This window comes from Acidovorax sp. 69 (assembly GCF_002797445.1).
In the GTDB taxonomy this organism is placed as follows: domain Bacteria; phylum Pseudomonadota; class Gammaproteobacteria; order Burkholderiales; family Burkholderiaceae_C; genus Acidovorax.
This window is the reverse complement of record NZ_PGEP01000001.1, coordinates 2467045-2488698: the sequence shown is the minus strand read 5'-3', so window position 1 is coordinate 2488698 and position 21654 is coordinate 2467045. Positions and strand designations below refer to the sequence as shown.

The window sequence follows — 21654 nt, the reverse complement described above, 5'->3', positions numbered from 1 at the left end:
CTGCGCCTTCAGCCTATTTGATTAAAAACTACTGCATGACCTATCGCAGCCCCATCAAACATTGCCGCGCCTGTGGCACCGCTGTGGTGTACCGCCTGCCCGACGACGGCGACACCAAGCAGCGCGCCGTGTGCCCCACCTGCCACACGGTGCATTACGAAAACCCGCTCAATGTGGTGGGCACAGTGCCCGCGATGGCCGATGGCCGCATCCTGCTGTGCAAGCGCAACATCGAGCCGCGTTGGGGCAAATGGACGCTGCCGGCAGGATTCATGGAGCTGGACGAAACCACGGCCCAGGGCGCCGCGCGCGAGACCGATGAAGAGGCGGGTGCCCAGATTGAAATGGGCCCGCTGTTCAGCCTGCTCAATGTGCGGCGCGTAGGCCAGGTACACCTGTTCTATCAGGCCACGCTGCTGAGCGACCAGTTCAACCCCGGGTATGAAACCATCGAGGCACGGCTGTTCAGCGAAGATGAAGTCCCCTGGGACGAGCTGGCATTCCGTACCGTGAAGGAGACGCTGGAGCGTTACTTTGCCGATCGCAAACTCGGCACCATGGGCATGCACTTCATTGACATTGAATAGCCCGGCGGCGATGGCGGTCCGGGCGCAGTCGGCACCGCTCGTCAGCCTCCCACACGTTCCTCGGCGGGCACGGGGGCGCTGATTGAATTGGCGGGGTCTGTTGTCACAGGGGGCAGCCCCCCCGCACCCGCAGGGCGCTGCAGATTGCCCGGTGATGGCGCTGTTTGTGGATCGCTGCGGAACAGCCCCCGTATCCAGTCCCGCATGCTGCCCAGCGATCCATCGGTCGGTGGCGCAGGTGCATCCACGAACTCATCCACAAAACGGTCGCCGCCATTGATCGCTTTGGTACGAATCGCCTGCTGCATGAAATCGCCCACCATGGGCAAAGCACTGCGCGCGCCCTGCCCCCAGTGGTCGCTGCGCAAGGTGATGCGGCCATCGTTGAAGCCCGCCCAGGCACCCGCCACCACGCGGGCATGCATGAGAATGAACCAGCCGTCGGTGTTGTCCTGCGTTGTGCCGGTCTTACCTGCCACATCGGCCTGGATACCGTAGCGCGAACGGATGGCCGCCCCGGTGCCCCGGTCCACACCGCCACGCATGGTGTTGCGCAGCGTCTGCGCGGCACGGCCGTCGAACACCACCTCGGGCGTGGGCTTGGCAAACGTCTCCAGCACCTTGCCGTGGCGGTCTTCAATGCTGGTAATCATCACGGGCTCCACATAACGGCCCAGATTCACGATGCTGCTGTAGGCCGAAATCATCTCCTTGAGTGTGACCGGGCTGGTGCCCAGTGCGAGCGAGGGCACTTCTTCCAGCGGCGACTGGCGCACACCCAGGGCGCGCGCCACTTCGGCCACACGGGCAGGGCCGACCTGCTGCATGACCTGCGCGGTGATGGTGTTCTTGGAGAATGCCAGGCCATCAGCAAGGCTCATGGGCTGGTCGCTGGGTGCGCCACCGTCGGTGGGGCGCCACACGCGACCGCCACCCAGTGGGATTTCCACGGCCTCGTCCATCAGCGTGTCGTCGGGCGAAGCGCCATTGGCAAATGCAGCGCCATACACAAAGGGCTTGAAGGTGGAGCCCGGTTGGCGCCGCGCCGCTTGCACATGGTCAAACGGGTCTTGGGCAAAATCGCGGCTGCCCACCCAGGCCAGGACATGGCCGGTGACCGGGTCTTGTGCCAGAAAACCAGCCTGCACACGTGTCTTTTCGGAACGCAACCTGGCCATAAAGGCGCTGTCCGCCAGCATGGCCTTGAGGGTCTCGTCGGGCTCCTGACCCTTGTCCACGGCCGCACGGTAGTCAGCGCTCTCGCGCACCAGCGTCTGCACCAGCTCATTGTTGGGCCCCCAGCCGTTGCGCTGGGACCAGGCGATATCAGCCACGCCCTGCAGCTGCCGGCCCTGGCGCGCCACCGCCTGGTTCGCATAGGCCTGCAGGCGCGAGTCGATGGTGGTGCGGATCACCAGGCCATCGGAATACAGGCTGTAGCCTTTGCTATCAGCCCAGTCAATCAGCTGTTTGCGCAACTGGATGGCAAAGTGCGGCGCCGGGCCCATGACCTCGGTCTGGCGCTCAAAGTTGACACGCAAGGGGCGCTTTTGCAGCGTCTCAAACTCCTTGGCGTCGAGCTTGCCACGCTTGACCATCTGCGAAAGCACGGTGTTGCGCCTGGCGCGCGCGCGCTCAGGGTTCAGCACCGGGTTGTAATAGGCCGTGCCCTTGAGCATGCCAATCAGCGTGGCGCTCTCCAACACGTTGAGCTTGTCGGCCGACTTGTCGAAATAGGTGCGCGCTGCCATTTCGATGCCATAGGCGTTGTACAGAAACGGCACGGTGTTGAGGTAGGTCTCCAGGATTTCATCCTTGGAGTACGAAGCCTCGATCTTGAGCGCCGTGATCGCCTCCTTGAGCTTGCGCGTGAGGGTGCGCGAGCGGCCGATCTCTTCGGGGAACAGGTTGCGCGCGAGCTGCTGCGTGATGGTGGAGCCCCCTTGCGGGTCACCCCGCAGCGTCAGCAGCACCGACGAGGCCGTGCGCCGCCAGTCCAGCCCGAAGTGATCGTAGAAACGGTGGTCCTCGGTCGCGATGAGCGCGTTCACCACGTTGGGGGATATCTCGCTCAGCTCCACCCACTCCCGGTTGGCCCAGCGGTATTCGGCCAGGAGCTTGCCATCGGCCGACATGAGCTGTGCGGGCAGCTCGCTTTTGGCCTTGCGGATGTCACTGATGCCAGGCGTAAAAGGCAGGAGTGCCACGGTGAACACCAGCAAGCCGGCGGGTACCGCCACACTGGCCCACAGCAGCAAACGCCGAATGGGCCGGGGAATCCAGGCCAGCAGGCCCGCCATGCGGGCCTGGATGAAAAACAGCCACTTGTGCATCAATAGGTCGCCAGGGGAATTGCTAGGGAGTCGCTTCCAATCCGTCTAACCGGGGACAGATCATGAAGGAAAGGGAATGGAGACGGGGCAATGAGCGAAGGCATGGAGTGCCACGGCCCATCAGATACCCGAACCCGACAACAGTTCCAGCATGCCCGCCTCGTCGAGTACCGGCACGCCCAGCTCCTCGGCCTTGGCCAGCTTGCTGCCGGCCTCCTCGCCGGCCACCACATAGCTGGTTTTTTTGCTGACTGACCCGGCCACTTTGGCGCCTGCGGCTTCGAGCAGGTCTTTGGCTGCATCGCGGCTCAGCGTGGGCAGGGTCCCCGTCAGCACCACGGTCTTGCCTGCAAGGATCTGCGGAGCCCGTTCGGCCGGGGCGCCTTCGGGCCAGGTCACGCCGCAGGCACGCAGCTGCTCCACCACTTCGCGGTTGTGCGGCTGCGCAAAGAATGTGTGCAGGCTTTGGGCGACCACGGGGCCCACATCGTTCACCTCCAGCAGCTGCTCCACGCTGGCGTCCATGATGGCGTCCAGCGTGCCAAAGTGTTTGGCAAGGTCTTTGGCCGTGGCCTCGCCCACATGGCGCAGGCCCAGGCCGAACAGGAATCGCGGCAAGGTGGTCTGCTTGGATTTTTCCAGCGCGGCCAGCACGTTCTGGGCGGATTTCTCGGCCATGCGCTCCAGCGCAATGAGCGAGGTCAGACCCAGCCGGTACAGATCGGGCAGCGTGCGGATCACGTTCGCGTCCACCAACTGATCCACCAGCTTGTCACCCAGGCCCTCGATGTCCATGGCGCGGCGTGCGGCAAAGTGCAGGATGGCCTCCTTGCGCTGCGCGGCGCAGAACAGGCCGCCGGTGCAGCGGTGGTTGGCTTCGCCTTTTTCGCGCACTACGTCGCTGCCACACACGGGGCAGGCTTTGGGCATCTGGAAGTTGGGCACATACCCCGTGCGGTTGCCTGGCATCACGCCGACCACTTCGGGAATGACATCGCCTGCGCGGCGCACGATGACAGTATCGCCAAAGCGCACCCCCTTCTTGCGAATCTCGAACAGGTTGTGCAGCGTGGCGTTGGTCACCGTCACCCCGCCCACGAAGACCGGTGCCAGACGCGCCACGGGCGTGAGTTTGCCGGTGCGGCCCACCTGCACGTCGATGCCCTCGATCTTGGTGGCCATCTCTTGCGCGGGGTATTTGTGGGCCACGGCCCAGCGCGGCTCGCGCGTCTTGAAGCCCAGGTCGCGCTGCAGCTGCAGCGCGTTGACCTTGTAGACCACGCCATCAATGTCGTAAGGCAGCGCGTCACGGCTGGCGCCCACCTGCTGGTGAAACGCTACCAATTCCGCAGCACCCACCGCAATCTGCACCTGCGCTGCGACCGGAAAACCCCATGATTTGAGGGTTTGCAGCATTTCGTAGTGCGTGCGGAACACCGGGCCACCGTCAGAAGGCAAGGTGATGGCGCCCAGGCCATAGGCAAAAAAGCTCAGGGGGCGCTGGGCGGTGATGCTGGAGTCGAGTTGGCGCACGGCACCTGCGGCGGCATTGCGCGGGTTCACAAAAGTCTTGCCGCCCTGCTCCCGCTGGCGCTCGTTGAGCGCATCAAAGTCGGCTCGGCGCATGTAGACCTCGCCACGCACTTCGAGCAACGGGGGCACGCCCTGAGGCAAAGTCAGTGGAATCTGCCGGATGGTGCGGATGTTGTGCGTCACGTCCTCGCCCACCTCGCCATCGCCGCGCGTGGCGGCCTGCACCAGGCGGCCGTTTTCGTAGCGCAGGCTCATGGCCAGCCCGTCGAACTTGGGCTCGGCCACATATTCGATCGCGGGGTCGGCATCCGACAGACCCAGTTCACGCCGCACACGGGCATCGAACGCCTGGGCGCCCGTGGCCTCGGTGTCGGTCTCGGTGTGGATGCTGAGCATGGGCACCACGTGGCGCACCGATGCCAAGCCCTCCATCACCGCGCCAATCACACGTTGTGTGGGCGAATCAGGGGTGACCAGGCCGGGGTGCGCGGCCTCCAGCGCCTGCAATTCACGGAACACGCGGTCGTATTCGGCGTCGGGCACCGTGGGTTCGTCCAGCACGTAATACTGGTGCGCCCAGTGGTTCAGCTGGTCGCGCAGCGCTTTGATTTTGATAGCTGGTTGCGCTTTATCCACGGGCGCAGGGGCCGAAAAAAGGTCCAAACTCTCGGTCATGACCGCACCAACGCTCAGCTGAACAGGCGCCGCGCCAATACGGAGCCTGCCGAAAGATCCCGCCCATCGAGCTGGTCATACAGCAGCTCCAGGTCGGCGGCAATCGGGTCCATGGCCATGGCGGGCAGCGGCTGGCCGTTCTGGTCGCACAACACGCCGTCCATGGCTTCGCACAGCGCAGCACCCACGTCGCGCAGGCGGGCAAAGGGCTGCTCGACGCGGTGCACCTGGGACACGTCGAGGCTCAGGGTGACGTCGCGGATGGCGGACTGGTCCGGGTCTTCGGCCAGCGCGGCCTGGGTGTCATAGCCCAGCATGAGCAAAGGCGGCAGGCCCTGGGTGCTGGCGGGCAGCACCAGGCGGCCGGGCATGGCGCCGGGCACCAGCCCCAGGCGGGCGGCGTTTTGCTGCACGTAGCCGGGGCTCCATGCGGCTTGGCGGGCGCGCAGCATGAACATGAGCTGGGCGTCGTGGTCGCTGGCAAACTGGTCCAGCTCCCGGGCGCGGGCCACTTCTTGCAGCATGTCGGGAAAATCGGGGGCGGCGTTGATGGCGTCGGCAAAAGCCTGGGCTTTGACGACGAACTCGGAGAACTCGATCTCGTTGAGCGCGCCCATGCGGTTGGCCAGTTGCACGCCGGCCTGAAAGCTCTGGTAGCGCTGGCCGGGTGCGGGGGTCTCCCACTGCTGGGTGGCCTCGTTCAGGCCTTCAATGGCAAAGGGCTTGCTGCCTGCGCGGCGCGTGGGGGGCAGCGCAGCCAGCGCGGCATCCCCCGACACCACATGCTCGGGCTGCAGAGGGGCGATCACGTCGATCAATGGGTCCAGGCCTGGGCGGCGCTCCATCGAAAATGGCGGCACAGGCAACTGCAGGGCGTCGTCCACATCCACCGCATGCTCCGAGGGCTCTGGCCCCCGGTCCAGGCCATGGAACTCGTTGGACGTCAGGTTCCCCGTGCTCCCATCAAAACCGGGCTCCAGGCGCTGTGCGGGCTCAGCCGCGTGGTCATGCTCAGTCGGCAACGCACGCTTGGGTGCATTGCGGCGCGAGGTCCAGGTGTTGTAGGCCACGATGAGGGCCAACACCAGACCGCCAATGACGGCCAGACTCAGTTGCAATGTGCTCATGGGTTCAGAAAGTTGGGGGGTTTCAGGCGTCGGCCATGGACAAGGCGGACTCCATGTCCACCGCCACGATGCGCGAGACGCCCTGCTCCTGCATGGTCACGCCGATCAGTTGCTCGGCCATCTCCATGGCGATCTTGTTGTGGCTGATGAACAAAAACTGCGTGCTCTTGCTCATGCTGGACACCAGCTTGGCATAGCGCTCGGTGTTGGCGTCGTCCAGCGGCGCGTCCACTTCGTCCAGCAGGCAAAAGGGTGCAGGGTTGAGCTGGAAGATGGCGAACACCAGCGCGATCGCCGTGAGCGCCTTCTCGCCACCCGACAGCAGGTGGATGGTCTGGTTCTTCTTGCCGGGTGGCTGCGCCATCACCTGCACGCCAGAATCCAGAATTTCGTCGCCCGTGATGATGAGCTTGGCCTGACCGCCGCCGAACAGCTCGGGGAACATGCGCCCGAAATGGCCGTTGACGGTGTCAAACGTGCCCGACAGCAGCTGGCGCGTTTCGCCGTCGATCTTGCGGATCGCGTCTTCCAGCGTGTTCATGGCCTCGGTCAGGTCGGCGGTCTGCGCATCAAGGAAGACCTTGCGTTCGCTGGCGAGCTTGAGCTCATCCAGCGCGGCCAGGTTCACAGCGCCCAGCGCGGCGATTTCGCGGTGCAGGCGATCGATCTCGCTTTGCAGGCCGCCCACGCGCACATTGCCGTCGGCAATCGACTGGGCCACGGCTTCCAGGTCGGCCTGGTTGTCGGCCAGCAAGGTGGTGTATTGCTCCAGGCCCAGGCGCGCGGCCTGTTCCTTGAGCTGGAATTCGGTGATGCGTGCGCGAAGCGGATCGAGCGCGCGTTCGAGCTGCATGCGGCGCTCGTCGCTGGCGCGCAGCTTGGTGGTCAGGTCGTCGTATTCGCTGCGCTGGGCGCCCAGGGCCTTTTCGCGCTCCATTTTCACGTCCAGCGCCTGCTGTAGGCCGCCTTGCGCGGCGGCGTCAGACAGGCGGGCGAGTTCGTCGCGGGCGCGCTGTTGTTCGTCGGCAAGGGCCGTGGCCTGCTGCGTGGCGGTTTCGATGGAGCGGTTCAATTCGCCGCGACGCGCCTCCACGCTGCGCTGCGAAAAGGTGGCCTCTTGCGCCTGGCGCTCCAGCGTGCGTTGCTGCTCGCGGCAGGCCGTGAGCTTGCGCTCGGCTTCGATCACCTTGTCGCCCAGTTGTGCTTCGCGCTCCTGGCTGTCGGCCAGTTGCATGTCCAGTTCTTCAAACCGCGCTTCGGCGGACACGCGGCGCTCCTGCAGGTCGGCCAGTTGGGCCTCCACCTCGGCCAGGTCGCCGTCAATTTGTTGGCTGCGCGCGCGCGTCTGCTCGGCCAGTTGGGTGAGGCGCAGGGTTTCGACCTGCAACTCGTGGGCGCGGCTTTGCGACTCGGTGGCCTCGCGGCGGGCAGACACCAGGCGCTGCGAGGCATCTGCGTATGCGGCCTCGGCACGGACCAGGGCGCTGCGCGATTCCTCTGCGATCAATGCCTGCGCGCGCAGTTCTTTTTCAAGGTGCTCAATCTCTTGTGCGCGTGCCAGCATGCCGGACTGCTCGGAATCCTGCGCGTAAAAACTCACGCTGTGCGCGCTGACGGCATGGCCCGAGGGCACAAACACCATCTCGCCCGGCTGCAGCGTGCTGCGGCGGGCTAGGGCTTCGTCCAGCGTGGGCGCGGTAGTGCAGCCCTGCAGCCAGTCGACCAGCACGGCGCGCAAACCCGCGTCATTCAGGCGCAGGAGGTCGGACAGGCGGGCATGTGGTGATGGAGTCTCTGGCAGACCTGCGGACGGGGCGCTATAGAAGGCCAGCCGCGCCGGGGGCGCATCGTTGCCGCCGGAGCCCAGAAAGCCGCGCACCATGTCCAGGCGCCCGACTTCGAGCGCGGCCAGGCGCTCGCGCAGCGCGGCTTCCAGCGCGTTTTCCCAGCCGGGCTCGATGTGAATGCGGCTCCACAGGCCTTGCAGGCCGTCGAGTCCATGCTTAGCCAACCATGGCCGCAGTTTGCCGTCGGTCTTGACCTTTTCCTGCAGCGCCTTGAGCGCCTCCATGCGCGCCGACAGGTCGGCCTGGCGGGCGCTTTCGGTGTTCACGGCCTGCTGGCGGGTGCGGCGGTCGTCGTCGAGCTGGGGCACCGACTCTTGCAGCTCGTGCAGTCGGGCCTGGGTGGTTTCGGCGATCTCCTGGGCTTCGGCCAACTGTTCGCGCAGGTTGTCGAGGCGCGCTTCGTCGGGCGCAGCCAGCGCGTTGCGGTCGGTGCGCAGGCGCTCAAAGCGGCTGTCCAGCTGGCGGCTTTGTTCATCAAAACTGCGCTGCTCGGCGGCCAGCACGCCAATCTGCTGCTGCACCTGCACCACGGTGCTGCGCTGCTCGGACGTGCGGCTTTGCGCCTGGCGCAGGGCGTCTTCCAGGTCGGGCAGCAGCATGGCCTGCTCTTCCACCTGGGCGGCCAGCATTTCTGCACGCTCTTCGGCGTCCACCCCGGCACCGGCGAGGTTTTCCAGTTCGATGTCGGCCTCTTCCTCGCGGGACTGCCACTGTGCAATTTGTTCGGCCAGGGTGACCAGGCGCTGTTCCACGCGCTGGCGGCCCTCGATCACGTAGCGGATCTCGGCTTCAAGCTTGCCGACCTCGGCCGTGGCTTCATACAGCTTGCCCTGGGCCTGGTTGACGTGGTCGCCCGCAGCGTAATGGGCCTGGCGGATGGTTTCGAGGTCGGACTCCACGGCGCGCAGGTCGGCCATGCGGGATTCGAGGTCGTTCACGGCCTGCAGGCCATCCAGGCGCACTTTCGTCTGCTGCTCTTCGGCTTCGGCGCGCTTCAAAAACCACTGCTGGTGCTGCTTGAGCGTGGCGTCGGCCTGCAGCGTGTTGTATTTGGCGGCGACCTCGGCCTGCTTTTCGAGCTTTTCGAGGTTGGCATTCAGCTCGCGCAGGATGTCTTCGACCCGCGTGAGGTTCTCGCGCGTGTCCGACAGGCGGTTTTCGGTCTCGCGGCGGCGCTCTTTGTATTTGGAAACACCTGCAGCCTCTTCGAGGAACAGGCGCAGTTCCTCGGGGCGGCTTTCGATGATGCGGCTGATGGTGCCCTGGCCGATGATGGCGTAGGCCCGAGGGCCCAGGCCCGTGCCCAGGAACACGTCCTGCACGTCGCGGCGGCGCACGGGCTGGTTGTTCAGGTAATAGCTGCTGGTGCCGTCGCGCGTGAGCACGCGACGCACCGCCACCTCGCCGTACTGGCCCCACTGGCCGCCTGCGCGGTGGTCGGAGTTGTCGAACACCAGCTCCACGCTGGCGCGGCTGGCCTGCTTGCGCGTGGTGGTGCCGCTGAAGATCACGTCCTGCATGCTCTCGCCACGCAGCTCGCTGGCCTTGCTCTCGCCCAGCACCCAACGCACCGCATCCATGATGTTCGACTTGCCGCAGCCGTTCGGGCCCACCACGCCAACCAGTTGCCCGGGCAGCATGAAGTTGGTGGGTTCAGCGAATGACTTGAAACCGGAAAGCTTGATCGAGGTAAGACGCACGGGTCAGAGGGCGGTCAAAAATGGACAGGATGCGCAGGGCACAAAGTGACGCCGCAAGGGCATTGCGGGCAAGAAACACGCGGGCTGCGGCAAGGCAGGAATGATACCGCGCCGCCTGCCGGCACCCCGGGCGGCCACGGGGCCTGTGGGCAAATGCGCCAGCAGCGGGCTCAATACACCCCAAAAACCGGCCCAGGCGCTTGTTGGCCGTTCCCTGGTTGCTATGAATTTTGCTTGCCAATCGCCCCCGCCTCAGTGCAGCACACACACCTGGTTACGACCACCCGCCTTCGCCCGGAGCAAGGCCTGGTCGGCCCGGGCGACAGCTTGGGCCAAGTGCTGCAAGGTGGGAATCTCGCTGGCGCCAATAGACACCGTGAGCGGCGCAGGATCAGTGACGCCCTCGACCGCCCGGCGCAATTTTTCGGCCACCTTCAGGGCGTCGGGCAGCGCGGTCTGTGGCAGGCAAACCAGAAATTCCTCACCACCCCAGCGGATGATCTCATCGCCCCGCCGCAGCGTGTCGTTCAGTACCCGTGCCACGGCCTGCAGGACCTTGTCACCCGCATCATGGCCATGGCGGTCATTGATGTTCTTGAAATGGTCAAGGTCCAGCAACAGGATGGACGAAACCGGCTCGAACAAAGACGCGCGGTACACACGACGGTCGATCAAATCCACGGCATGTCGGTTGAGCAGGCCTGTGAGCGCGTCGTGGTAGGCGGCGCGCTGCAACTCCTGGCGCTCGGCAGCCACTGTCATGAGCGAACCAAACAGCTCCGCCAGGCCAGCAAACAGGCTGACACCCACTTCATCGAAATATCCGTCCCGGTCGGCGTACAGCACAAAGATGCCGCTGTAGCCATTGAAGGTGGACGCAATCGGCAGGGCCAGCACATGGCGGATGCCGTGGTGTCGGGCCGCGTCGCGCCAAGGGCCAAACGGCGACAACGGGGACACTGTGAAAGACCCAACGGACTTGCCTTCCAGGGTGGCAAAGGCAGGGCCCAGTTGCGTCAGAAGATTGCGCTCGATCTGCAGCGTTTCTGCATAAGCCGCCGCCGGACCGGCGTACACCTGCGGGCGGATGGTCTGCGTATCGGAGGGGCCAAACCAGGTCCAGGCGAGGCGGACATGGGGCGTCACATCGACGATGGCCTGGCACACGCCGCGAATGATCTCCAGCTCACTGCGCCCAAGGATCAGTTTGGCAGAGCGCCTGAGCAGCATCTCGGCAATGACCGACCTTTCCCGTTGTGGGTCAAAACCCTCGGGGGCGAGCGTTGGAGGTTTCTTGAAGAACATGGAGGAGCAATGAAGGGCGCAGGCATGATAGGCCGCACCACAAGTCCTTGAGGAGAAAGGGCTTCATGGGTCGGGCGGCGAGGCGCTCGGAACAACGCCCGCTGTGGCGGCTGGAGCGCTGCCATTCGTTCGTCGCACCAGTTCCTCAAACTCGGCCACCGGCACGGGCGGGCTCAGCAGATAGCCCTGCCAGGCGTGGCAATGGTGGCGCTCCAGGAATTCGAGTTGCGCGGCAGTCTCTACCCCCTCGGCAATCACACGCAGGCCCAGGCTGGTGCCCAAAGCCACCACCGTGCGGGCAATGGCCGCATCGTTGGGGTCTGTCAGCACATCGCGCACAAAACTCTGGTCGATCTTGAGCTGATCGAGCGGCAGGCGTTTAAGGTAGGACAACGATGAATAGCCGGTACCGAAGTCGTCGAGCGAAAAGCCCACGCCATAGCCCTTGAGCTGGCCCATCTTGTCGATGGTGTCTTCCACGTCCTCCAGCAGCAGGCTTTCGGTCATTTCCAGCTTGAGTTGGTGTCCATTGGCCCCGGAGCCCGCCAGGGACGCCAGCACCTGGGCCACAAAACCACTCTGGTGAAACTGGCGGGGGCTCACATTGACGGCCAGGCTCAGCGTGGCCAGCTCGGGCCGCAGCGCCCATGAGGCCAGGCGCTTGCAGGCGGTCTGGAGTACCCATTCGCCCAGCGGCAGGATGAGCCCGGTTTCCTCGGCCAGCGGGATGAAATGCGCGGGTGAAATGAATCCATCGCGCGGGTGGCGCCAGCGCAGCAAGGCTTCGGCACCGGTGATCCTGCCGTGATCGATCTGTGGCTGGTAGTACAGCTCAAACTGCCCCTGGGCCAGGCCAGCGCGCATGTCCAGCTCCAGCGTGGCCCGCGCGCTCACGGCTGCCTGCATCTGGGGGTCGTAAAAGCGCAGGGTGTCACGGCCCGCATCCTTGGCCTGGTACAGCGCCAGGTCCGCGCGTTTGAGCAGCTCATCCACCGTCTCGCGCATGCCGCTGAAGATGGTCACCCCCATGCTCAGCGAGCTGTGATGGGCGTCGCCATCGAGTTGATAGGGCTCGCGCAGCACCGACAAGATGCGCTGGCCCACCTCTTCGCCGCGCGCTGCCGCCTCCTCAGGGCTGCCCCCCAAGTCTTCAAGCACCACCACAAACTCGTCACCCCCCTGTCGGGCGACGGTGTCATCCTCGTGCACGCAGCCGCGCAGACGGTGCGCCACCTGCAGCAAAAGGGCATCGCCCCGGTCATGGCCCCGGGTCTCGTTGAGGGTCTTGAAATTGTCCAGATCCAGCATCAGCAAGGCGCCGCTGCGTTGGTGGCGTGCACTGGTGGCCAGCGCCTGCTGGAGCCGGTCCATCAGCAGCCGCCGATTCGGCAGGCGGGTGAGCGGGTCGTAGTAGGCCAGGTTGTTGATTTCTTCCTCGGCAGCCTTGTGCTGGCTGAGATCCTGCATGGTGATGAGGCGCCCGCCCTCGACAAAAATGCCGGAAATCTCCACCGGCTTGTGCTTGCCGTCTGCGCAGGTGATGGTGTACTCGGCAGCGGGGATCACGCCCTGCTTTTTGATCTCCGCCAGTTTTTGCAGGATGGCTTCGCGTTCAAGGGTATCCGGGTAGGCACGCAGCCACCAGGTTTTGATATCCGGGACTTCGTCTTGCGTATAGCCGCAGATCTGGACATAGCGTTCATTGCGAAAACTGATGAGGCCGTCGTCCTGCACCAGGCACAGACCCATGGGAAGGCGCTCCAGAATGAGGCGCAAGCGCTGCTCATTGGCGCGCAGGGTTTCCTCCATGCGTTTGCGCGAGGTGATGTCCTGCACCACCGCAATGTGGTGGCCGGGCGCCGAACCCGACGTCCACATGGACGACACGGTGAGATCGCCCCAGACCTCGTGCCCGTCCTTGTGGATGTAGCGTTTTTCGAGACGGTACTCGGGAAGCTCGCCGGTTCTGAGGCGCTGCGCCTGCGCAAAATCGACCGCCACATCGTCCGGGTGGGTGAAGCTCTGGAAGGTTTTGCCCACCATCTCCTCCACGCTGTAACCCAGTATGGCGGCATAGCGCTGGTTGACGCGCAAAAACTGACCGGTGTCAGAGTCCACCTGGGCTACGCCCACCGTGGCCTGGTTGAACAGGGCACGAAACCGCTCCTCGCTTTCGCTTCGCGCATCGTCAGACACCTGGGCACGCACCAGCGCCGTGGTGCGCTGGCGCACCAGCAGGCCCACCGTCGATGCCAGCAGCAGAGATACCAGCGCCCCGGCCAGTCCCGCCAGCAAAGGCAGGCGCGACTCGGACGGCGCAAGGAACGAGCGCGTGGGATGAAAGGTCAGCTGCCAGCGACGGTCGTGCACCACCAGGTCGCGCACCAGGGGCAACGCGCCAGGCACGCCGGGCGCAGTCTGCTCCAGCAGAGGGCGCACCCGGTTGTCGCCCGAATCAACACGCACCGGCCCCTGGTCAGTCATGGCCACCGCAATGCCATTGAGAAAGCCTTGGCTGCCCAACCCCTGCACCAGGTCATACACCCGGATGGTGGACGCCACAGCGCCCAGAAAACGCAGCTCGGCCGTGCCGGCCGTCGGGTCGAACACGGGCACTCGAATAACGATGCCTGCGCGGTGCCTGTCTTCCTGCAACAGGTCAAACGGAGCGGACACCACCGTTTGGCCACTGTCGCGGCTGTAGCGCATGGCCGCCAGGTTGGTGGGCTGCGCGCTGATGTCTAGACCCAGAACACTCTCGTTGCCCACCATGGGCCACAGGTACTCGGCCACAAAGTATTCGGCCCGCTCGCCCGGCGGGTGGATCTTGAAATCGGGGAATCCATCGGGAGACAGCGATTTGTCGGCCCGCACGCGGGCCTCGTAGGCCGCGCGCTCGGGACCCGGCACCCAGCGCGTGAACGACAGGTTGCGCACGCCTGGGTAGCGCTGGCCCACCTCCATTTCACTGGCGGCGCGCTCAAAGTCCAGGCGGGAGAGTCGCGGGTTGGCGGTAAACAGGCCACGCAGGCCATTGACCACTTCGGTATGGCCAGCGATGCGCTGACTGAGGGCTTCAGAAAATGCACGCGCTTCCTGGGTGAAACGGGCTTCTTCGATCTGGGCCATCGAATCTGCCTGGCGCCACCCCAACCAGAGGCTCAGCGCAAGGCCCAGCGCAGCCACACCCAAGCCTGACAACCAGTGCCGGTAGCGGCCTTGCCGTGTCATATCAGCCGGGGAAGGGGAACTCAGGGCAGTCAGAAGTGCGCCTTTGCATCGCCAGCCAGTTGTCCGGCCGGGCCGTGGAGGAAGAGCGCAGGATAGCTGCAATCGCGCACGCGTGGTACCAACATTTTGTTACTGCCGCCTTTTTAATAAAAAAGTGCCTCCAGCGCAACAGCATCCTGCCTGACAAGCTATGAAATGATGAGCATATTTAATGACTGATGGGTCACGGTTTCGATCCACCCGCAGGGAGGGTCGCCACAGGATAAGGCGCAAAGCGGCTGTGGTTTTCATTCACATCCAGCGCCCGCCCGATGGGGGGGAATGCCCGCTGCGGGCAGGCATCGCGCTCGCACACCTTGCATCCCATACCAATGGGCACAGCGGCCTCCGGGCTGGCCAGGTCCAGCCCGCGCGAGTACACCAGTTGCGGTGCATGGCGAATGTCGCAGCCCAGCGCCACCGAGAATTCCTTGCCCGGCGCGCCCCACCCGCCACCGCTGCGCGACACGGTGCGCGCCACCCACAGGTAGGCGCGGCCATCGGGCATGCGCGCCAACTGCGGCACGGTGCGGCCCGGCTGGGCAAAGGCCTCGTACACGTTCCACAGCGGGCAGGTGCCGCCGATCTTGCTGAAGTGAAAGTGTGTGGCCGACTGGCGCTTGCTGATGTTGCCCGCACGGTCCACCCGGATGAAGAAGAACGGCACGCCGCGTGCAGTGGGGCGCTGCAAGGTCGACAGGCGGTGGCACACCGTCTCAAAGCCCACGCCGAACTGGTGGCCCAGCCGGTCGATGTCATAGTGAGCAGCTTCGGCCGCCCGCAGGAAGGCGGTGTACGGCAACACCAGGGCACCTGCAAAGTAGTTGGCCAGGCCAATGCGCGCCAAGGCTCTGGCCTGGTCACCCGACAGGCCCGCAGCATCTGCAATGCGCCGCAACTCAGCGCCCTGCTCCAGAAACGCCAACTGTGTTGCCATCTGGAACGCGCGCTGCCCACGCTCCAGCCCCGCCGACAATTGCAGCACCCCGGCCTCGGCCTGGAACACGCGCTGCGCCTGCCCCGGCAAATCGGCCACGTCCACCACGCGCACGCCATGGGCCTGATGTAGCCGCCGTGCCAGCCCTTCGTCGGCACGGCCAGGCAACAGCCCCCAGTCGGCGGCGCACAACTCGGCAGCGTCATCCAGCTCGGCAATGTGGTTCTGGCGCGCGAAAAAGAAATCGCGCACTTCCTCGTAGGCCATGGGTGGGTGGTGCGACACCGCGCCTGCCCCATTTCGGTCGTTGCCCAGGGCCTCCAGCCGCTCCAGCGCCTGCCGATGGCGCTGGTGCAACGCGAGCAGAACACGCGCCACAGCAGGCATGCCGGCAGCCAGTTCGCGGACCTCGGCCAGCGACACGGCATCACCCTCCCCGCCCACACCTCCCCCCACGCCAACAGGCAGATCGGCCAGCGCCTCGCGCAAGCCGGTAATGAGTCGCGCCTCGTCGTCGTCCGAAAAGCGCTGCACATCCACACCGAACACGGCGTTGATCTTGAGCAGCACGGGCACCGTGAGCGGGCGCTGGTTCTGCTCCAGCTGGTTGAGGTAGCTGGCCGACAAGTCGAGCGCCCGCGCCAGCGCAATCTGGGTCATGCCGCGCTCTTCGCGCAGGCGGCGCAGGCGCACGCCCATGAAGGTTTTTTTCATTGTTTCTTTGGAGTGGTGATTGCCACCGTCATTCGCAAAATTTGCAAATTGCGAGTTTTCCATTCGCAATCATTCGCCAATTCAGCTCTTACCGAGGGGTGCCATTGTGCGTAAATTGCGAAGCATGACAACCCCTCATGGCACCGTAGAGCTGACGGACATCGTCTTTCCAACCCTGGCCAACCACTACGGCACGCTGTTTGGCGGCAACGCCCTGCAGCTCATGGCCAAGGCGGCGTTTCTGGCCGCACGCGGCGCCGCACAGCGCGACGTGGTGATGGCGGGCGTGACGGATGTGTGCTTTCTGGCCCCCGTGCCCGTAGGCCATGTGCTCACGCTGCGCGCCTGGGTCAGCCGCATCGGCCACAGTTCGCTCACTGTGTGTGTGACGGGCCTTGCAGCCACGCTGGGCTCGCCGCAGGACGCGGTACTGAAGGGAGTCTTTGAAATGGTGGCGGTGGATGGCAAGGGCCGCCCCGCACCCATCACCAATGCTTATGTAAACCAGGAGACCGCATGACCACCACCACCTCCAGCGCAGACACCCCGGGCTTCAAGCCCAAGAAATCCGTGGCCCTGTCGGGCGTCACGGCAGGCAACACCGCCCTGTGTACCGTGGGCCGCACGGGCAACGACCTGCATTACCGGGGCTACGACATCCTCGACATTGCCGAGGTCTGCGAGTTTGAAGAAATCGCCCACCTGCTGGTGCACGGCAAGCTGCCCACGCGCGCCGAACTGCGCGCCTACAAGGCCAAGCTCAAGGCCCTGCGTGGCCTGCCCATGAGCGTGAAGCAGGCGCTGGAACAACTGCCCGCCGCCAGCCACCCCATGGACGTGATGCGCACGGGGGTCTCGGCCCTGGGCTGCGCGCTGCCCGAAAAGGACGACCACAACCTGCCCGGGGCGCGCGACATTGCCGACCGGCTCATGGCATCGCTGGGCTCCATGCTGCTGTACTGGTACCACTGGGCCAGTTCGGGCCGCCGCATCGAGGTGGAGACCGATGACGACTCCATTGGCGCACACTTTTTGCACCTGCTGCACGGCACCCCACCCAGCGCGGCCTGGGAGCGTGCCATGCACACCTCGCTCAACCTGTATGCCGAGCACGAGTTCAACGCCAGCACCTTCACCGCCCGCGTGGTGGCAGGCACGGGCAGCGACATGTATTCGGCCATCACCGGCGCCATCGGCGCGCTGCGCGGCCCCAAGCATGGCGGCGCGAACGAGGTGGCCTTCGAGATCCAGAAACGCTATGACAGCCCCGATGACGCCGAGGCCGACATCCGCGGCCGCGTGGAGGCCAAAGAGGTAGTGATTGGCTTCGGTCACCCGGTCTACACCGTGAGCGACCCGCGCAACGTGGTCATCAAGGGCGTGGCGCGCAGCCTGTCGCAAGAGGCGGGCAGCACCAAGATGTTCGACATTGCCGAGCGGCTGGAATCGGTGATGTGGGAGGTGAAAAAAATGTTCCCCAACCTCGACTGGTTCAGCGCCGTGAGCTACCACATGATGGGTGTGCCCACCGCCATGTTCACGCCTTTGTTTGTGATTGCGCGCACCAGCGGCTGGGCGGCGCACATCATTGAGCAGCGCATCGACAACAAGATCATCCGGCCGAGTGCGAACTACACGGGGCCGGAAGACCTGGCGTTCGTGCCGATCCAGGACCGCAAGTAAAACAAGGCACCAGACGCCCCAGCCCCACGTTCATGAACACTCTGTACCGCAAGAAGCTGCCCGGCACGCAGCTCGACTACTTCGACGCCTGCGCCGCCGTCGAAGCCCTGCAACCCGCCGCCTGGGCCACCCTGCCCTACACCGCCCGCGTGTTTGCCGAGAACATCGTGCGCCGCGCCGACCCGGACACCGTCCACGATGGCCTGCGCCAGCTCGTCGAGCGCCGCAGTGACCGCGACTTCCCCTGGTACCCGGCGCGTGTGGTGTGCCACGACATCCTGGGCCAGACGGCGCTGGTGGACCTGGCGGGCCTGCGCGATGCAATCGCCAAAGAGGGCGGCGACCCGGCCCAGGTGAACCCTGTCGTGCCGGTGCAGCTGATCGTGGACCATTCCCTGGCCGTGGAATGTGGCGGATTCGACCCCGATGCCTTCGCCCAGAACCGCGCCATCGAAGACCGCCGCAATGAAGACCGCTTCCACTTCATCGAGTGGACGAAAAAGGCCTTTGCCAACGTGGATGTGATCCCGGCGGGGAACGGGATCATGCACCAGATCAATCTGGAAAAAATGTCGCCCGTGGTGCAAGTGCAAGAGGGTGTGGCCTACCCCGACACCTGCGTGGGCACCGACAGCCACACCCCGCATGTGGATGCGCTGGGCGTGATCGCCATTGGCGTGGGCGGCCTGGAGGCCGAGAACGTGATGCTGGGCCGCGCATCGATGATGCGGCTGCCCGAAATCGTGGGCGTGGAGCTGACCGGCCAGCGCCAGGACGGCATCACCGCCACCGATGTGGTGCTGGCGCTCACCGAGTTTTTGCGCAAGGCCAAGGTGGTGGGTGCCTACCTGGAGTTTTTTGGCGAAGGCGCTGCCAAGCTCACGATTGGCGACCGCGCCACCATCTCGAACATGGCGCCCGAATACGGCGCCACGGCGGCGCTGTTCAGCATCGATCAACAAACGCTGGAGTATCTGACGCTGACAGGCCGGGAAGCGGCGCACGTGAAGCTGGTCGAGACCTATGCCAAAGCGGCGGGATTGTGGTCCGACACACTCCACAGCGCGGTCTATGCGCGCAACCTGGTGTTCGATCTTTCCACCGTGGTTCGCAATCTGGCTGGGCCGTCCAATCCCCATGCCCGTGTTGCCACCAGCGAGTTGGCCGCCAAAGGCATCGCCAGTGCATGGAGCATGCCCACGCCAGAACAAGGCACCCTGCCCGACGGTGCCGTGGTCATCGCCGCCATCACCAGCTGCACCAACACCTCCAACCCGCGCAACGTGATCGCCGCCGCCCTGTTGGCGCGCAACGCCAACCGGCTGGGCCTCACGCGCAAGCCCTGGGTGAAGACGTCGCTGGCGCCCGGCTCCAAGGCGGTGGAGCTGTATTTGAAGGAAGCGGGGCTGCTGGCCGATCTGGAAGCACTGGGCTTTGGCATCGTCGGCTTTGCCTGCACCACCTGCAACGGGATGAGTGGCGCGCTCGACCCCGCCATCCAGCAGGAGATCATCGACCGCGACCTGGTCGCGACCGCCGTGCTGTCGGGCAACCGCAATTTCGACGGGCGCATCCACCCCTATGCCAAGCAGGCGTTTTTGGCATCGCCCCCGCTGGTGGTGGCCTATGCAATGGCAGGCACGGTGCGTTTTGACATCGAAAAGGATGTGCTGGCGGTCGTTGGCGGCAAGAAGATTCGACTCAAAGACCTGTGGCCTGGCGATGAAGAAATCGACGCGGTGGTGAAGGCCGCCGTGAAACCCGCACAGTACCGCGCCGTGTACGAGCCGATGTTCGCCATCCGGCCGGATGATGGCCAGCGCGTGCCGCCGCAGTACGACTGGCGCCCCCAGTCCACCTACATCCGCCGCCCGCCCTATTGGGACACCGAAGGCACCGGCGCGCTGGCCGCCCACCCGCGCACCTTGAAAGGCATGCGCCCCCTGGCGATCCTGCCCGACAACATCACCACCGACCACCTTTCGCCGTCGAACGCCATCCTGCTGGACAGCGCAGCGGGCGAATACCTGGCCCGGATGGGCGTGCCCGAGGAAGACTTCAACTCCTACGCCACGCACCGGGGAGACCACCTTACCGCCATGCGCGCCACGTTTGCCAACCCGCAGCTCGTCAACGAAATGGCCGTGGTGGATGGCCAGGTGAAAAAGGGATCGCTCGCCCGGGTGGAGCCCGAAGGCCAGGTGATGCGCATGTGGGAGGCGATGGAAACCTATCTGAACCGCCGCCAGCCGCTCATCATCATTGCGGGCGCGGACTACGGCCAAGGGTCGAGCCGCGACTGGGCTGCCAAGGGTGTGCGCCTGGCGGGCGTGGAGGTGGTGGCAGCCGAGGGGTTTGAGCGCATTCATCGCACCAACCTGATTGGCATGGGGGTGCTGCCGCTGGAGTTTGAACCCGGCACCAATCGCCACACGTTGGGTCTGAACGGCACCGAGACCTTGGACGTAACGGGCCACCTGCAGCCGCGCACCACGCTCACACTCAGCGTGCGCCGCACGAATGGCGACGTGATCATGGTCCCCATGACCTGTCGCCTCGACACGGCAGAGGAAGTCTCGGTGTATGAAGCGGGCGGCGTTCTGCAACGCTTCGCGCAAGACTTTCTGGCTCGTCATTTACAAACAAAAAGAGGCTCCAGCGCTTATCTAGAAAGCACAAGCAGCTATCAAAATTGACATGACCACCATGAACCACGCGTTGGCACCACAGATCAAAATTGCCGCTACCTACCTGCGCGGCGGCACCAGCAAGGGTGTTTTCTTTCAGCTGCAAGACCTGCCCGCCCCCGCTCAACAGCCCGGCCCCGCACGCGACGCCCTGCTGCTGCGCGTGCTGGGCAGCCCCGACCCGTATGGCAAGCAGATCGACGGCATGGGCAGTGCGTCGTCCAGCACCAGCAAGGCCGTGATCCTGAGCCGCAGCACGCAGCCGGGGCATGACGTGGACTACCTGTTCGGCCAGGTCTCCATCGACCGCCCGTTCGTGGACTGGAGCGGTAACTGCGGCAACCTCTCGGCCGCCGTGGGGCCTTGCGCCATTCACATGGGGTTGGTCGACACAGCGCGCATTCCGCTCAATGGCCATGCCACCGTGCGCATCTGGCAGGCCAATATTGGCAAAACCATCGTGGCGCATGTGCCGATGGCCAACGGGCAGGTGCAGGAGACGGGCGACTTTGAGCTGGATGGCGTGACGTTCGCGGCGGCCGAGGTGGCGCTGGAGTTCATCGACCCCGCCGATGAAGGAGATGGTGGTGGATCGATGTTCCCGACCGGGAACGTGGTGGACACGCTGGAGGTGCCCGGTGTCGGGACGTTTGCCGCCACGCTGATCAACGCGGGCATCCCCACCCTCTTTCTGAACGCGGCCGACCTGGGCTACTCCGGCACCGAACTGCAGGGCGCCATCAACGGCGATGCGGCGGCACTCGCGCGCTTGGAGGCGATACGGGCGCACGGCGCCCTGAAGATGGGGCTGATCCGCAACCTGGCCGAGGCCACCACCCGCCAGCACACCCCCAAGATCGCGTTCGTGGCCCCCCCGGCGGGCTACACGGCCTCCAGCGGCAGGCACATTGAGGCGGGCGACGTGGACCTGCTGGTGCGCGCCCTGTCCATGGGCCAGTTGCACCACGCCATGATGGGCACTGCGGCCGTGGCCATCGGCACCGCTGCGGCCATTCCGGGCACGCTGGTCAACCTGGCGGCTGGCGGCGGCGTGCGCCATGCAGTCCGGTTTGGCCACCCGTCGGGCACTTTGCGCGTGGGCGCCGAGGCCACACAGATCAATGGCCGGTGGACGGTGACCAAAGCCCTGATGAGCCGCAGCGCCCGCATCCTCATGGAAGGCCAGGTGCGTGTTCCCGCGCACAGTTTTTAGACAAAATTGGTCTGTAGCGCATATACACAAAGCGTCGCAAGCT

At 65.0% G+C, this 21654-nt stretch carries 12 protein-coding genes; 5 read left to right on the top strand and 7 right to left on the bottom strand.

Annotation, left to right across the window (positions count from 1 at the left end):
• The first annotated feature begins 35 nt into the window (after window positions 1-35).
• Window positions 36-587 carry an NUDIX hydrolase gene (locus CLU85_RS11380; protein ID WP_100410358.1) on the top strand — a complete coding sequence of 184 codons (552 nt, stop codon included), beginning with the start codon at window positions 36-38 and terminating at the stop codon, window positions 585-587.
• A 41-nt stretch (window positions 588-628) separates the two neighbouring features.
• Here the strand turns inward: CLU85_RS11380 and CLU85_RS11375 are convergent, their stop codons facing one another.
• The 7 genes from CLU85_RS11375 to CLU85_RS11345 all read right to left on the bottom strand — a co-directional run bounded on the left by CLU85_RS11375 (window position 629) and on the right by CLU85_RS11345 (window position 16028).
• A complete protein-coding gene (locus tag CLU85_RS11375) occupies window positions 629-2920 on the bottom strand; it encodes a penicillin-binding protein 1A (protein WP_100410357.1) in 2292 nt (763 codons plus the stop codon).
• Between the two features lie 120 nt (window positions 2921-3040).
• Entirely contained in the window at window positions 3041-5128 is a 2088-nt protein-coding gene (ligA, locus tag CLU85_RS11370; protein ID WP_100410356.1) for an NAD-dependent DNA ligase LigA, read from the bottom strand.
• Between the two features lie 14 nt (window positions 5129-5142).
• The gene (locus CLU85_RS11365) at window positions 5143-6255 is read right to left on the bottom strand and encodes a cell division protein FtsZ (RefSeq protein WP_100410355.1); all 1113 of its coding nucleotides are present in this window, start codon (window positions 6253-6255) and stop codon (window positions 5143-5145) included.
• Between the two features lie 22 nt (window positions 6256-6277).
• On the bottom strand, window positions 6278-9802 hold the full coding sequence (smc, locus tag CLU85_RS11360; protein WP_100410354.1) for a chromosome segregation protein SMC: 3525 nt from the start codon (window positions 9800-9802) through the stop codon (window positions 6278-6280).
• A 252-nt stretch (window positions 9803-10054) separates the two neighbouring features.
• Complete coding sequence (locus tag CLU85_RS11355; protein WP_100410353.1) at window positions 10055-11107, bottom strand: diguanylate cyclase; 1053 nt, start codon at window positions 11105-11107, stop codon at window positions 10055-10057.
• Between the two features lie 63 nt (window positions 11108-11170).
• Window positions 11171-14338, bottom strand: a complete 3168-nt coding sequence (locus CLU85_RS11350; protein WP_100410352.1) for an EAL domain-containing protein — start codon at window positions 14336-14338, stop codon at window positions 11171-11173.
• Window positions 14339-14561: 223 nt separating this feature from the next.
• The gene (locus tag CLU85_RS11345) at window positions 14562-16028 is read right to left on the bottom strand and encodes a short-chain fatty acyl-CoA regulator family protein (RefSeq protein WP_100412492.1); all 1467 of its coding nucleotides are present in this window, start codon (window positions 16026-16028) and stop codon (window positions 14562-14564) included.
• 124 nt (window positions 16029-16152) lie between these two features.
• Between CLU85_RS11345 and CLU85_RS11340 the strand changes: the two genes are divergently transcribed.
• The 4 genes from CLU85_RS11340 to prpF are packed head-to-tail and all read left to right on the top strand — an operon-like array spanning window position 16153 to window position 21611.
• Window positions 16153-16548: an acyl-CoA thioesterase gene (locus tag CLU85_RS11340; RefSeq protein WP_100410351.1), complete on the top strand. Its 396-nt coding sequence runs from the start codon at window positions 16153-16155 to the stop codon at window positions 16546-16548.
• Window positions 16545-17711 carry a 2-methylcitrate synthase gene (prpC, locus tag CLU85_RS11335; protein ID WP_100410350.1) on the top strand — a complete coding sequence of 389 codons (1167 nt, stop codon included), beginning with the start codon at window positions 16545-16547 and terminating at the stop codon, window positions 17709-17711. Before CLU85_RS11340 ends, prpC begins: the two co-directional genes overlap by 4 nt.
• 32 nt (window positions 17712-17743) lie before the next feature.
• Window positions 17744-20407, top strand: a complete 2664-nt coding sequence (acnD, locus tag CLU85_RS11330; protein ID WP_100410349.1) for a Fe/S-dependent 2-methylisocitrate dehydratase AcnD — start codon at window positions 17744-17746, stop codon at window positions 20405-20407.
• A gap of 10 nt (window positions 20408-20417) precedes the next feature.
• On the top strand, window positions 20418-21611 hold the full coding sequence (prpF, locus tag CLU85_RS11325; RefSeq protein ID WP_100412491.1) for a 2-methylaconitate cis-trans isomerase PrpF: 1194 nt from the start codon (window positions 20418-20420) through the stop codon (window positions 21609-21611).
• Window positions 21612-21654 lie beyond the last annotated feature (43 nt).